General features: G+C 69.9%; 12 protein-coding genes. 5 read left to right on the plus strand and 7 right to left on the minus strand.

Annotated features, from left to right (window positions below):
* Positions 1–53 precede the first annotated feature (53 nt).
* A complete protein-coding gene (locus tag N802_RS14290) occupies positions 54–260 on the minus strand; it encodes a hypothetical protein (RefSeq protein ID WP_035917558.1) in 207 nt (68 codons plus the stop codon).
* Positions 261–343: 83 nt separating this feature from the next.
* Positions 344–532: a hypothetical protein gene (locus tag N802_RS14295; RefSeq protein WP_035917560.1), complete on the minus strand. Its 189-nt coding sequence runs from the start codon at positions 530–532 to the stop codon at positions 344–346.
* Positions 533–712: 180 nt separating this feature from the next.
* Here N802_RS14295 and N802_RS14300 point away from each other — a divergent pair, with 180 nt between their 5' ends.
* From N802_RS14300 to N802_RS20295, 4 genes are all read left to right on the plus strand, one after another.
* Positions 713–946 (plus strand): hypothetical protein, encoded by a 234-nt coding sequence (locus tag N802_RS14300; protein ID WP_035917561.1) that lies wholly within the window; start codon positions 713–715, stop codon positions 944–946.
* A 183-nt stretch (positions 947–1,129) separates the two neighbouring features.
* Positions 1,130–1,858: an AfsR/SARP family transcriptional regulator gene (locus N802_RS14305; protein WP_035917684.1), complete on the plus strand. Its 729-nt coding sequence runs from the start codon at positions 1,130–1,132 to the stop codon at positions 1,856–1,858.
* A gap of 11 nt (positions 1,859–1,869) precedes the next feature.
* On the plus strand, positions 1,870–2,025 hold the full coding sequence (locus tag N802_RS20290) for a hypothetical protein (RefSeq protein WP_156971426.1): 156 nt from the start codon (positions 1,870–1,872) through the stop codon (positions 2,023–2,025).
* 38 nt (positions 2,026–2,063) lie between these two features.
* Positions 2,064–2,849 carry a hypothetical protein gene (locus N802_RS20295; RefSeq protein ID WP_035917563.1) on the plus strand — a complete coding sequence of 262 codons (786 nt, stop codon included), beginning with the start codon at positions 2,064–2,066 and terminating at the stop codon, positions 2,847–2,849.
* Here the strand turns inward: N802_RS20295 and N802_RS14315 are convergent.
* The 4 genes from N802_RS14315 to N802_RS14330 form a co-directional block, all read right to left on the minus strand.
* Positions 2,846–3,340: a hypothetical protein gene (locus tag N802_RS14315; protein ID WP_035917565.1), complete on the minus strand. Its 495-nt coding sequence runs from the start codon at positions 3,338–3,340 to the stop codon at positions 2,846–2,848. The two genes, N802_RS20295 and N802_RS14315, sit on opposite strands and share 4 nt — an antisense overlap.
* A gap of 47 nt (positions 3,341–3,387) precedes the next feature.
* The gene (locus N802_RS14320) at positions 3,388–4,575 is read right to left on the minus strand and encodes a DUF2207 family protein (protein WP_035917566.1); all 1,188 of its coding nucleotides are present in this window, start codon (positions 4,573–4,575) and stop codon (positions 3,388–3,390) included.
* A gap of 46 nt (positions 4,576–4,621) precedes the next feature.
* A complete protein-coding gene (locus tag N802_RS14325) occupies positions 4,622–5,512 on the minus strand; it encodes a DinB family protein (protein ID WP_084072238.1) in 891 nt (296 codons plus the stop codon).
* A 210-nt stretch (positions 5,513–5,722) separates the two neighbouring features.
* On the minus strand, positions 5,723–8,956 hold the full coding sequence (locus N802_RS14330) for an MFS transporter (protein WP_052109973.1): 3,234 nt from the start codon (positions 8,954–8,956) through the stop codon (positions 5,723–5,725).
* A gap of 218 nt (positions 8,957–9,174) precedes the next feature.
* Here N802_RS14330 and N802_RS14335 point away from each other — a divergent pair, with 218 nt between their 5' ends.
* The gene (locus N802_RS14335) at positions 9,175–10,206 is read left to right on the plus strand and encodes a hypothetical protein (protein ID WP_035917568.1); all 1,032 of its coding nucleotides are present in this window, start codon (positions 9,175–9,177) and stop codon (positions 10,204–10,206) included.
* Here N802_RS14335 and N802_RS14340 read toward each other — a convergent pair.
* Positions 10,161–14,048: an AAA family ATPase gene (locus tag N802_RS14340; protein WP_035917569.1), complete on the minus strand. Its 3,888-nt coding sequence runs from the start codon at positions 14,046–14,048 to the stop codon at positions 10,161–10,163. The genes N802_RS14335 and N802_RS14340 overlap by 46 nt on opposite strands.
* Positions 14,049–14,194 lie beyond the last annotated feature (146 nt).

The following is a 14,194-nucleotide window of genomic DNA, read 5'->3' on the forward strand; positions in this document are numbered from 1 at the left end:
CGTCGGGCCGAACACGACGAGTGGTGCCGCGACCGACCCGACGGTCGATGGTCCTACTGCAGAACCACGAGGTACTGCCCAGCGACCGCGTTCGCGGTGGCGTTCGCCGACGCCGCGTTGATGGCAAAGGCGAGGTTCACCCCCACGATCGTGGTCACGTTCAAGTTGCACGCGGCGAGGCACAACGTGTCGCGCCGAGGCAGCAGGGCCGCGGTCTCGGTGTCGAGCTCTGCAGTGTCGATCAGTGGCCGAAGAGTCATTCCGGCCACCTCCCTTCCTGTGCGACGAACTCACAGACTGTGCGGCGCGACCCCCGTCAGAGCAGGGGCCGCGCCACGAAAGGTCAGCCCTGGCCGACGACGATGGTCTGCACGGCTGCGCTGTTGGCCTGCGAAAGCACCGTGGCGGCGTTGAGTGCGACCGAAGAGTTGCTGGCGTAGATGCCGACCCAGTTGTTGTTGAAGAACAGGGTCTCCTTGGACGGAAGCAGCGTCACGAGCTCAGAGTCGAGCTCGGCGTAGGTCATCTCCATGGTTAGTCACCTCCCCTCCCCCGAAATGTCGAGACGCCGAACAGTGCAGCCGTTCCGTCGTGACCAGGGTGTGACCCTGATGTGACTGTGTTCGGCGTAATCCTCGGAATGCCCAGACAAATGTGGAGAATGGGGGCTACTCCCGGTATGGACACCGGAGAGTAGCCGGAAAGGACCCCCATGGAAGAGGCAGCCCCAGAGGCCCCCCAGTCGGGTCGGGCTGAGCCGGTGCTGGTGCTCAGCTACTGGCACGAGCCCCCGGATGGGGCGCTGCTCGTGCGGGCGACGCTGTCCGTCGCGGGACGCGGCGCGGACATGCGCAGACTGAGTTCACGCGAGCAGGTCCACGCACTCCTGGACGAGTGGCTCGACGGCGCCGAGAGCCCCCCAGCCGGCGATCCGAACGACTCCTGACGTCGCGCCTCTCGGGGTTGATGTATCTGAGTACCCCTGACCTGCTCCTTTTGGGGTGCAGGGTCCACCGAATGAGTGAATACTGGGCCAGACAACGGTCCAAACGTGCGTAGGTCCAGCCCCGGACGGCAGCGATCGTCGCCTCAGGGTGCCGCGCGGGTCGGTCACGTGTGAGGGGTGTCCATGGAGACCAGGGTTGAGGGGTGCCGAGTCAGCCTGCTGGGTGGATGGGGTCTGGCCGAGCACGACCGACCCGTCCACCTCGGTCTTCGCGAAGAACGTGTCATGGCCCTCCTGGCGTTGCGCGGACATCAGTCCCGAGCAGCCACTGCTGCCACGTTGTGGCCGGACAGTGCCGAGCCCCAGGGGCGCGCCAATCTGCGCACAGCCCTGAAGCGCCTGCGCGGCTTCGGCACTGATCTCGTCACCTCCGTCCGCAACGACCTGGTCCTTGGTCCCGGCGTTCACGTCGACGTGTGGGAGCTGCACGACTGCCTCGACACCATCGAACGCGGCTCCGGCTCGAACGGCCTCAAACCGACCGACGTGCTGAGTCTGCTGCGGAGGCCGGATCTCCTGCCGGACTGGTATGAGGACTGGGTGTTGTTCGAGCGAGAACGGTTGCACCTCCGGAGAATTCGTGCGCTCGAAGACATGGGTAGGCGGCTTCTCAACGACGGCGACGCCTCGCTCGCCATCCGATTCGCTGAGGAAGCCCTGCTGTTGGAGCCCCTGTTGGAGAGCGGGACCCGGCTCCTGATCGAGGCCCACCTGGCGGAGGGGAACAGGTCGTCGGCCGTCCACACGTTCCAGCGCTACCGGCATCGGCTCGAGTCAGAGTTGGGCATCACGCCGTCACGAGTCATGAGTGAGCTGCTCACGAGTCGATCCGAGCGTCGCGCCTACCGCTGAGCGTCCGAAGTGTGCCCTCGTTCGCGCCGCTCGTCGACCTGGTCTTCCAAGCGGTCACCTTCGACAACATCATCAACGCGAGCGAGCCTCGGTCGAGGTGGGAACTGGGCGGTGTCGTCGCCAGCCTGCTGCGCGCCCTCCCCGCAACAGTGGCCGAGTTCCGATGACGGGAACACACGACGCGCGGCGCGCATAGGCTCGAGCGGTGACGCTTCCCTTCCTTGACCACCTCGACCTGCTGGACCGGCATGGCCGGTCCGCTGTCGCGGCGCTCGGACGGCTGCGCCCGAAGGACCGACTGCCCCCGCGGAATGAGCCGGTACGCGACGTGGCGTCGGCCCACTGGGCCACTCTTGAGATCTGGGCATGGTCTCTGGAGCACCCCCACCAACACTGGAGTGGGCGGGCAGAGCCCACCTCGCCGACCGACCACGAGGCGCTCCTCGCTGGTGTGACGACCCAACTCGACCGGCTCCGTGAATCGCTGCCGGCAGCGGGTCCGGACAGGGACATCGACTATTTCGGACATCCCGGGAACGTGGCCCAGGTAGCGCGGTTGCTCGCGCACGAAGCCGTCGCGACGGCGCACGCGGCCTGTGTGGCAGCAGGTCGTGAGGTGCCGACACTGAGAGTCCCCGTGGCAGTCGATGCCATCGACCATGTCATCACGCACTGGGCCTCGAGCACCTCGGGCGCGACCTGGCGGCCGCGACCGTTCGCGGTCAGGGACACGGACACCCGCCAGGTTCACTACATCGTGGCGTCCGATGGTGACGACCCGACGGACTTCCGGCGCGCCTCCCCGCAGACCCCTTCCGCCGTCGTGGAAGGACCCGCCGTGGACCTCCTCTGGTGGCTGCATGGCTACCCGACCGCCGAGGGCGTCGTCGCGGTGAGCGGCAACGAGGAAGATGTCCGCGGACTCCTGACGACCTTCCACCACCCTGTCCAGAAGCCTCACCGGAAGCGCCGCTGGTTCGGCTGGAGTTAGCGGCTCGATTCGAGGTCAAGGACCAGCCGCGGGGTCTTCCACCCACCGACCAGCGCGAGCCATTGACGTGGCGGATAGGCGAGCCGCACCACGAAGTAGTTGACGTACTCGACCACTCCGAACGCCCAGACGGCCAGGCAGAGCACCGCCACCCAGGTCCGTTCGGGCCACCACGTGAGGAGGCCGGCGAGGCCGAGGCCCAGCAGCACCACGTCCCCAATGCGGAAGATCCGGTATGCCGTGGCAACCGTTCTCGTCATGCGCCCGGCTCCCACCCATCGCCGCGCCAACAGCCAGTACCCGCCACCCTGGACGAGCACGACGAGCAGAGGGCCCAGAGCGCTCCACAGCGCCCTCACCTCGTCGTCACCCTCGAGGCGCGGGGCCACCGAGAACACCGCCGCGCCCGCGAAGACCGCGGCAGCGACGAACTCACCCGCCCCGAGGCTTAGGTACTTCCGACGGAGCACGGCCCGTTGTGCGTCCTGCAACTGGCCCTCCTCGCCCTCGTGATTGTTGGGAGTGTGGCGTCCCGGACTCAGAAGTCGAGACAGCCGCTGTCGCAACCGTCCAGGAAGTCCCCGTCCGGGACCAGGTCGCCGATGCCGCCGGCGAAGGACGACAGGGCCGACCCGAGACCTTCGAAACCTTCGACCAGCGCCGACACCGCATCGTCCGGCACCAGATCCCCCAAGGCGCCCAGGTCGGGCACGTCGAGCGCACCGCCAAGGTCGACCAGCCCCGAAACCAAGTGCAGGACACCGGGATCGAGCGAGGCATCGACCGCCACGGCCAGCGCGTTCTGTGCGCCTTCGGCAAGCTTCGCCGCGCGCAAGGCGTCGGCGAGGACTGAGGCGACGTGCGGAGCAACGCCGAACGCGACGGCATACGGGAGCATGGAACGGACTTCGCCGGCGAGCTCCTCGCGGCGCAGCTGGTTCGCCTCCGCGGTGGCGAGGTACTTCTCGTAGCCGAGTGCCTGGATCCGCGCCGCGGAACCCGCCGCGGTGCGCGGTGTCCGGCCGCGGCCGAGGCGCACCAGGAGGGCGCCGCCGAGCCCGAGCCCCACGCCCAGTGGCACCCAACGCCAGTGATCGTCGGCGATTCCGGACGCCACGCCGGCCACCACGGCACCGAGCACGAGGATCACCCCGAGCGCGGACAGCCAGCCGTTGCGAGAGCGCGGGTGCTTCGAGTACCAACCTCGGTCGACCACCGCGCGATAGACGGCGATCTCGGCCTCCCGCCAGCGCTGCGCGACATCGGCCCGCCGCAGCTCCCCGAGGCGGACCGAATCTGCCTGTCCGAGAAGGGAGTTGAGCAGCACCTGTTCGTGGTCGGCCATGGTGTCGTCACCGACTCCGGTGCGGCTGACCCTGAAGTCGTCGCCCTCCTTCTCCAGGCTGACGATGCCACGCAGGGCGAGGTCAACGAGCGTCGCGGTGAGGTCGCGTCCATGGACGATCCCGTCGAGGACCGTGCCGGACAGCGCCGGGGTGGACTCGTCGGGCGCGTGGAAGCGCGGGGCCACCGACCCCGCCCACTCCACGCCGCGGCGGACACGCGACGAGCCGGTGCCCGAACCGAGCCGTGGCACCTCTCCGGGGGTCACCTCGGTGAACACCTCGTCGCGGCGTCGCCAGTGGAAGGCGGCCAGCGTCATGACAGCGACCACCAGCGGGACGAGCCCACCGACGATCTCGAGCGGTGTGAGGTCCCCGGGCACCAGCACACCTTATGGGGCTGTCGGGGGCCGCGGCCGGGGTGCCTGCTCAGGTCCGTTGCGGCGTCGAGCCGGTATGCCGTCCGGTCGCCTCCGTCGGCCGGCTCGTCTCGGTCTCATGGCGGCTCTCGAGAACCGCAAGGTCTCGCTCGGCGAACTGCCGATGCCACCACTCCTCGTTGAGCAGAGTGTCGAGTGCCTCCTTGACGGGCACCTGCTCGCCCGGGGGTGGCCAGCCCGCGCCAGCGGGCACCTCCCTCGTCCCGGCCAAGTCCTCGTTCGTGAGCGACGACAGGTGAGCCCGGACCCGCTCGAAGCGGTCACGGCGCAGTTCCAGCGCCTCGTCGAGGGTCGGTCGCGCCTCCCGGTCATGGGGGACCCCGGGCGTGGGTGGCATCTCGTCCCACGGGAGTTCCCACGGATGCCACGGCGACGGGTCGCCCTGAATGGCCCGGCTGAGCCAGGAGCTGGTGGCGAAGGCCAGGTGGCGCAGGGTCTGGACGAACGACCACTCGCCGTCGACGCACTCGTGAAGCGCCTGCGGGGCGATGGCTTCGAGTCGTCGGGCCCGCTCGAGCGTGCCCGTCCACAGGTCGTCGATGACCTCCCACGCGCCGCGGAAGCCGTCGGCGTCGGCCGGATGCAGCTGAGCTCGCTCGGGGTGCTGCCGCATCAGCTCTGCCTCGACCAGGGCGCCGACGTCGATTCCGTTGAGGCGAACGTCGATCAACTCACCCCAGATCTCGACCTTCCGCAACTCCACGCCGCGTAGCCGGACGTCGGCGAAGGAGGCGTTGCGGATGTCGGCACCGTCGAAGTTGATCGAGCGCAGGGTCGTGCGACTGAGGTCGACCCGATCGAAGGTCGCTCCGGTGAGGTCGACGTGCTCGAACGTCGCGTCGTGCATCTGGCGATCCCGGAACTCGTGTGGTGACGTCATGCGCCACACCGTAGGCCGCATTGCGGACGTTTGACTTCCGCAATGGCGGCCCCAGCCGTCCCGAACTCACCGAATTCCTCGGTTCGGGACGTTGAATCTTCGATGTCCCGAACCGAGGAATTCGGTGACTTCGGGACGTTCGGGGGAGGGGAGAGCGGGGGAAGGGGGAGAGGGTGGGGGCACTGAGGGGCGGTGGCCGCTCGGCAGGCGTCACTGACGGGAGGACGCGCCGAGGTCGTCTCCGACGCGGTCCAGCAGGTCGCGAGCTGCGGCCCGCCCTGACTCGATCATCCGGTCGAGCTGGTGGAACTCCAGGAGCCCGACACCCATGGGGCTCGGACTGATGACGTGGGCGTCGGGATACTGCTGGGCCGCGTCCGCCGAGCCGCCGATCATCATCGTGCGCAGCAGGGTCTCGCCCAGCATCGGGACGCGGATGGCCCTCGTCGGCTTCGCGGACGGCGGCGGCGTCGTGGTGGCGGTTCCGGGAACGCGCGGCGGCGACGGTTTGGCCCCCATCGTCACGTTGACGACGACGAGCGGGCCCTCGCGGCGCTCCCTGAGCACGCTGACCGGGGTGTTGTCGAGAACCCCGCCGTCGACGAGAAGCTGGCTCGACGTGGCAATGGGTGGGAACAGGCCGGGCAGCCGCGACGATGCCCGGACGGCCTCACGCAACGACCCGTTGCGGAAGACGACCAGACTTCGGGTGAGGAGATCGACACTGACACAACGGAATTGGCGTGGCAGCCGCTCGATCTGGAGGTCGCCGAAGGTGCGCTCCATCACGTCATCAGTCCGACGTCCGCGCACCAGGGCCACCCGAGGCACCGTGTAGTCGCTGAACGGCTTGCCCCGCACCATCTCGCCGTAGGTGAGGGCTTCGACTTGCTCCGCGGTCTGACCGCTCGCGTAGGCCGCGGCGATGATCGCACCGAAGCTGGCACCGGCCAGTCGGTCTATGTGGATCCCTGACTCCTCCAACTCGAGCAGGACACCCACGTGCGACAGGGCGCGCGCCCCTCCACCCGAGAGGACGAGTCCGAGCGATCGGCCGGCGAGCCGTGCGGCCAGTCGCGCCACCCCGCCGCCCAGCTCGCGCTCCGCAACAACGGTGACCTGCCATGGATCGAAGGACGACCACGTCGCCAACTCGGCCTCGGACGCCGGCCGCCCGACGACGACGACATCCGGTTGGTGCCGATCGGACGGCTGCAGGGTCGGCACCTCGCCCGCGCGAGCGACGAGGACGACGACGTCGGCCTGGCGACGGCACGCATCGGTCCATCCGGGATCCTCTCCGGAGGACACGAGGAGGACCCTGTCGTGGGCACGCTCGACCCGGTCGAGCGCACCGTCGGTGGCCGCCCGTAGGACCGCCACCCGCAGATGCGTGCTGAGCCTGTCCCGCAGGGCTTCTGCCACCTCGTGGACGGGCGCTCCGGCCGTGGCGGCCACCACGGCCACGACCCCCGGATGCATGACCTCCATTTGAGGTGGGCGGGCCTCGGCCAATTGGTGTGCCAGCGTCGCGACGAGGGCAGACATCGCTGCCGGGTCGTTCCAGACAGACTCCTCGAGGTCGCTGCGATCGATCTCCAGGACCTCGCAGTCACGGCGCGCCCGGACGGATGCGGATCGAGTGCTGCCCGTGAGGAGGGCGAGCTCTCCGATGACGGCGCCGGGTCCGAGTTCGCGCACGGACTGGTCGCCGATGACGACCTCGGCCCGCCCCGAGACGAGGACGAACAGGGAGTCGGCGACGTCGCCCTGACGCACGATCAGGGCTCCGGCAGGGATCGTGGATGGTGTGGCGCGACCGGTGATGCGGTCCCGTGTCTCGGCCGGGAGTTGTGAGAACAGTGAGGAGCCCGTTGCTTGGACCGACGCCAAGGGGCCTCCCGTGGCGGGTCCCGACGCCTCGCGCGATCCCCTTGCCAACCCCGCCGGTTCGCGACCCGAGCCGGTCAGGAGCGTGGCCGGCGTGGGTGCCTCCGCAGGTGCGCGGTCGGCACCAAGGAACAGGGCGCCGATCGCGCACAGGACGAAGCAGACGATGCTCAGGGTCCAGCCGTCCCGGAGGAGGTCCACGACGGTCTGCGGAGTCGGGGTGCCCAGGATGATGACGAGGATCGAGATGCCCAGGACCCCGCCCACCTGGCGAGTGCTCGAGATGATCGCGGAGGCGGTCGCCGATCGCCCGCCCGGCACGGCCTCGAGGGCGAGGCTCCCGAGGAGCGGGAGGGTCGCACCCACACCGATGCCGCTGAGGATCTGACCGGGGAGCCATTCGCGGAGGAAGGCGGGGTCCGTGCCGACGCCGCGGACATACCAGACGAAGGCAGCGACCCAGACGAGGGAGCCGAGCACGATGACGCCCCGATAACCGCGTCGGCTTGCCACCGGTCCGAGCACGCCCGCCACGACGGCAGCCGTGAGCGCCCCTGGGACCAGGGCCAGCCCGGCCCGGAACACGTCATAGTTCCAGACGTACTGGAGCCAGAGGATGTTGGTCAGAAGGTAGGCGAAGAATCCGGCACCGGCGATGAGGGTGACGACGTTCGAGATGAGGAACGGTCGGCTCCTGAGCAGATCGACGTCGAGCAGCGGCGAAGGATGACGGCGCGAGCTGAGGACGAACCCGCCGAAGAGCGCGAGGCACCCGCCCACCACCGCCCACAGGAGGGGATCGCCGGCACCCCACTCGTGGGCCTTGATCAAGGCGGTCGTGCCCAGACCCATCGCGCCCGCAAGCAGGACGGCACCCAGGAGGTCCGGCATCCTCCGGCGGCCAGGGGCGCGACTCTCCACGAGAACGCGTCGCGACAGCACGAGGGCGGCGATGCCTAGGGGGATGTTGATGAGGAAGGCCCAGCGCCATCCACCGCTCGCCACGAGGGCGCCCCCGATCGGCGGTCCGAGGCCGGCAGCGACGGCTGCCGCGGCACCCCACAGTCCGATCGCGTGGGCGCGGTGCTCGCCGGGGAAGGCCTCGACGACCAGGGCCAGCGACGCCGGGATGAGCATCGCCGCCCCCAGAGCCTGGAAGATCCTGGCGATGACGAGCACGTCGATCGACGTCGCCGCCGCGCACCACGCCGAGGCCAGGGTGAAGAGCAGGATGCCGGAGATGTAGACCCGGCGGCGTCCGAGGAGGTCGGACAGCCGCCCACACACGATCATGAACGCGGCCAGCACGATGTTGTAGGCGTTCAGGACCCACGAGATCGATCCGATCGTGGCCTCGGGGAACGACTCGCGGATGCTCGGGAAGGCGACGTTGACGATTGTCGCGTCCAGGAACGCGAGGAGTGCCCCGAACGACGCGACCAGCAGCACGGTCCGAGGAGCCACTCGCCCCTTCCGCGGGAGGGCCGCCGTGCTGAGGGTGTTGCCCGATCCGGGTTCGCTCACGCTCACGTCCCTGCCGAGGGTCGAGGTCATGCCTCGATCCTTGGGTCGCGCGACCCCAAGGGCATCGGTGAACTCACGGAAGTTTCGCCGGGAAGGTGTGCGGACGGCATACCGGAATCCACCGGCCGGATCGGATCGAAAGATCAGTGAGGACACGGATGCCCCGTCAGGTGATCGACGCCAGAGTGGGAAGAGCCGCGGCCACGCGTGCACGCTTGGTCGACCTTCCAGTGTTGCCAGGAGTTGTCATGACCGAGCGTCAGCCACACCCGTCACCTCGATTGCCCAGGTCTCACCGTCGGCGCCGGCCCCGCTCCAGGGTCACCCTCATTCTCGCCGCGGCGTTCGCGCTCGTCCTCGCGCTCGCGCAGGGAGCCATGGGTCCGGCGTCTGCTGGCCCGCCCCTTCCGCAACCGACGAGCATGGTCGTGAGCGCCTACAGCGACCCGGCGTTCATCGCCGAGCGCCTCGGCGGTGCACCGGCTGCGGCCATCCCGGCGGTGCTGGCGGCGCAGGGCGACTCCTTCCTCGTGGAGGTCGACCTGAGGGCGGGCACGGGCGGCTCGCTCGACGCGGCCTATCCCTCGGCCCAGACCGTGACGTTCTCGGCGTCCGGACCGGGCACGCTGAGCCCCTCGTCCGCGACGATCCCGGGCGGCACGACGACTGCGGTCTTCACCGTGAGCTACTCCGCGGAGGCCAACGGAGTCGCGATCACCGCCACCGTGGGCAACGGAAAGAAGGCCATTCGCGCCACGAGCAACACCTTCGACATCACCCGGTTCCTTGAGTTCGTCGAGGGCGACTCGGCGGCCTTGCGCAACGGAACCGCGGGCGCGGACGGTGCCGCGTGCACGACCGTGGACCGTGCCACGCCCCTCTGCGGCATCGTCATCCTGCCTCGCGGAGCCTCCAGTCACGTGGCGCTGACGCTGGCCGAGTGCCGCACGACCGACGCCTGCCTGCGCGGGAGCCTCGTCACCCAGATGATCGCGAACCTGACGGCGAACGGCACCAACCTCTATGACCGGGCCAACCCGGCCCGCATGGAGCTCGTGTGCGACAAGACCATGTGCGGTAGGGCTGGCGTCAACGGCTTCACCGCTCTCTGGTCGCGCACCGCCTTCGGTGCACTCACGCCCGTCCCCGCGTGCAGCGCGAAGGGTGTCATCGACGCAACGCTGGAGTACTGCACGGACTACAGGGCGAGCCAGCGCGACAACGCCGGGGATCTTCACCTGGTGGTGCTGTTCCTCGACGACGTCCGCGGGAGCATCTGAGAGTCCGCACCGAGCGCGTGGGCGGCCAGCCGGACGACACCGAGTCGATCGAGCGTCGCCCACGCCTCGGCGCGACTGCGTTCCGCCTCCGCGACGACGGCGGCCATGGCCTCGGCCTGCACGAGCCTGAGCAGCGCCTCGTCATAGGTGCCCTGCACGCTGGTCACGGCCGCGAGGCCGCGCTGCACCTCGTCCATCGCATCGGTCGCCCGACCTGCGGCGAGCAGGGCGAACGCATGGACCCGGTGCAGGCGCGGCAGCACATCGGTCACCTTGCGCGCGAGCGCGTGGTCCAGCGCCTCCTGGACAAGGCGGAGGCCGTCCTCGACAGCGCCCATGGCGACGAGCGCCTCGGCCTGCGCCGCGTCGAGCAGGGCCGTCTCGATGGGCAGGTGGAGGTCGACGAACCTGGCGCGCGCGTCGCCGAACAGCTCCCACGCCTGCTCCTCGTTGCCGAGCGCCGCGTGGGCCCGCGCACCTTCACGCAGGGCCAGCGCCACGAGCTCCTCGTCGTCGACTCCCCGGGCGAGGCGTAGCGCCCGACGCAGCACCGGCAACGACTCCTCGAACTCGCCCCTGGCGACGAGCACGTCCCCGACGTTGTAGGTCACGTTGCCCTCGTTGGCCTCGTCGCCCACGCGGTGGAACATCGTCGCGGCACGCTCGAACATCGCGATGGCCTCGGACCAGCGTCCAGCGTGGTAGTCGTCGATGGCGAGGTTGTTGGCACAGTGCGCCTGGCCGCTGAGGTCCCCGAGACCTTCGTAGGCCTCGAGGGCGAGCCGGCCGTAGGGCCGGTCCTCGTCCCGTGCCGAGGCGCCATAGGCGAGGTGCAGCGCGTTGTAGGCCCGGGCGAGCACGGCCACGTCGCCGCTCGACTCCGCCCACGCGGCGCCGGTCGTCGTCCAGCGGATCGCGTCGTCCGGGCGGCCCTGCAGGTGTCGGCAGAACCCGTAGCGCGTCGTCACCTCCGCGCGCACCGCATCCGCCTCCGGGCCCGGGTAGGCACCGACGGTGTGCAGCGCCCGCGTGAGAGTCCGAAGGGCCTGCGGGTGACGTCCGAGCCTGAGCGTGACGCGAGCCTCCCGCTCCAGGAGCCGTGCCTGCCCCACGGGATCGTCAGTGAGGAGGGCTCGGGCAGCGCGGAAGGCCGTGATCGCACCCACCGACTGCCCTGCCAGGTCTCGTTCCTCTGCGAGGCGGATGTATGCCGTGGAGCGGGTTTCGTGGTCCAGCGCGGGGAGGTGCCCCGCGGCTTCCAGGGCGCGGCCGAAGTAGACGGCGGCCTCGCCGTGGGCGTAGGAGTTCGTGGCCTCTTCTCCGGCGACGAGTGAATGGGTCCACGTCTGCTCGTGCATCCCGGCCGCATGGAAGTGGCGGCTCAGGGCGGCTGAGGTGGCGGACGCACCGTGGTCCGTCTCGAGCAACCGGGCCACTCGCGCGTGCATCTGTCGCCGGAGCCTGAAGGGGAGGCCGTCGTAGGCGACATCGCGCACGAGGGTGTGGCGGAACTGCATGGCACCGTCGGGCTGCTTCTCAATGAACTCCTCGAGCTCCGCGAGGGCCCCAGCCCCTGCTTGCGGGACCAGGCCCTCGAGAAGGTTCGGGTGGAAACGAACACCCAGCACCGCGGCATACCGGAGCATGGTCCGCGCACGGGGGGTGAGCCGATCGAGTTCCCGGAGATAGACGTCCTCGACGGACTCGGGCAGGCTGCCGGACTCGCCCTCGAGTTGTGCGACCCCGGCGAGGGACGTGAGGAAGAGGGGGTTGCCGGCCGCGCGGGCGGCCATCGCCTCGATCGCCCGCATCCCGAGGTGGGCATCCCCGGCGGCCGCCTCGATGAGGTCCACCGAGTCCTCCGCCGACAGGGGGCCCAGCGAGAGTTCGACGATGTGGCCGGCTGCGGGGACGAAACCGGTGGCCCCGACCAAGAGGGTGTCGCGGCGAGTCAGGATCACGCACCACGGCCGATCCATGGTCTCTGCAAGGAGCCGTTGCAGCAGAGAGGCGGATGCCTCGTCAATGAGATGCGCGTCCTCGAGGACGAACACGGTCCCCGTGGGCAGGGCGGCCCCGAGCAACTCGATCGCCACTTCTTCAAGTCGGTTCCGCCGGAACTTCGGAGCGAGGTCCCGCGTCTGCGGAGTCGGTGGGACCTCCACGCCAAGGACTGGGGCGAGCAGTGGCAGCCAGGGAACGAGGCGCGGGGCGGAGTCCTGGACGCGCAGGGTCAGCCGGTGCAGGATCTGGGCGCCGGAGTCCTCCGGCCGGATGCCGAGGAGGTCCCGGAGCAGCGTGCGGAAGGGGAACCACGAGGTGCTGGAGTCGTAGTCGCTGCACGGCGTGAAGAGCACCACGAGGTCCTCGGGGGGCGCGAGTTCGGCGACGAGGCGGGATTTGCCGATGCCCGGTGCGCCGGTGACGTCCACCACCGAGCCGGCCCGCTCGTGGAGGCGGTCGACCGTGTCGCGCAGCAGCGCGAGTTCGCGCACCCGGCCCGTGAAGGGGACCTCCGGCCGTGCGACGGCCCGGCCCTCGGCGAGGCCCAGGACCCGGGACGCGTGGACGTGGGCGGCCTTTCCCTTCACGGCGAACGGGCCGAGGGCCTCGGTCAGCACGTGCGTGCGTGAGCGGGACAGCACCTCGTCGGTGGCGAGGACCTCGCCCGGGCCAGCCCTGGCCATGAGCCGGGCCGCGAGATTCACGGCATCGCCCTTGATGGAGTACGTGCGCCGGAAGGGCGGTCCGAATCCGCCTGCGAACACCGGCCCTCGATTCACCCCGATCCGGAGGGGCAGGACCCCAGCGCGGTCGATGATGTCGCGTGCGGTGCGGAGCAGCCGCTCGCTCTCGTCACCGGTGCTGCGCGGGGCGCCGGCGGTGAGCATGATCTTGCCGCCGTCCTGACCGAGGTCGGACTCGAAGAAGGTGACGTCGTGCGCGAGGCAGGCGCTCTGGACGTTGCGCACCATGGCGTCGAGCGCCTCCGTCGCGGCGGGGCCGCCGTGCTCGCGCACGATCTCGTCGACGCCGGAGAAGGCCACGAAGGCCACAGCCACCGGACGGTGTTCGGACGTTCCCGCCGCGCCCGTCTCACCCGACTCACCCGACTCGCCCGTCTCGCCAGGTGCCCCGACCGCGGTGGCCGCACCCGCATCGCGGTGGACGGCAGTCAGGTGCGCTCGGATGGCTGGCGGGACGAGCGGCGAGACGTCGGTGTCGGGGGGCTGGCGGTGCGGCCGATCCGCGTTGGTGGGAACCACCGCGAGCGCCGGGCTGGACTTCAACAGGCGCCCCGGTGGACCCATCTGGTGAGGCACGAGGGGGCCGCGCCAGGCAGCGGGGGCCAGTGCCGCCGTGTCTGCGCTCAGGGCAATCTGCCCGGCGTCGGCAAGGGCCTCCATCCGCACGAGCTCACTCGCGGCGGGACCCGCGATGAGCAGTTCTCGGTGGCTCGTCGGATCGCCGACGAGGAACATGTCGAAGGTGCCGGTGTGGACCCCGATCGACATTCTGAGGTCCACTCGGACGGGGAGTGCGCGCCGGCGGACGAGACCTCGCAGCGCGGCCCTCATCCGGTGTGCCGAGCGAGCCGCGCGTGCCACATGCTCTTCGCCGTCGAACAGGAGGGCGACAGCGTCGCCGCCCCACTTGAGCAGGTCGGCCCGGTCCGAGGCTGCGACGGTGAGCAGTTCGCCGAACGTGTAGTCGAGGGTGTCGCTCATCTGCTCCGCACCCACCGTGCCGAGACGAGCGAGCCGTTCGGTCAGCGCGGTGAAGCCACTGATGTCGGCGAGCACGACGGTGCCCCCGACCTCGCGATGTCGTTCCTCGGGCATGGTCTCCAACCACTCCGCGACGAGTCGGGGAACGTAGGGCCGAAGGGTCCCCGGGCCTGCGGAAACGCCCTCCGGCACCCATGGGCCAGAGGTACCGTGAGAGGTCAAGGGCACGGGTCGCGGCATCAGCTGTCTCCGCAGTTGCC

It is taken from the genome of Knoellia sinensis KCTC 19936 (assembly GCF_000768705.1).
Taxonomy (GTDB): Bacteria; Actinomycetota; Actinomycetes; order Actinomycetales; family Dermatophilaceae; genus Knoellia; species Knoellia sinensis.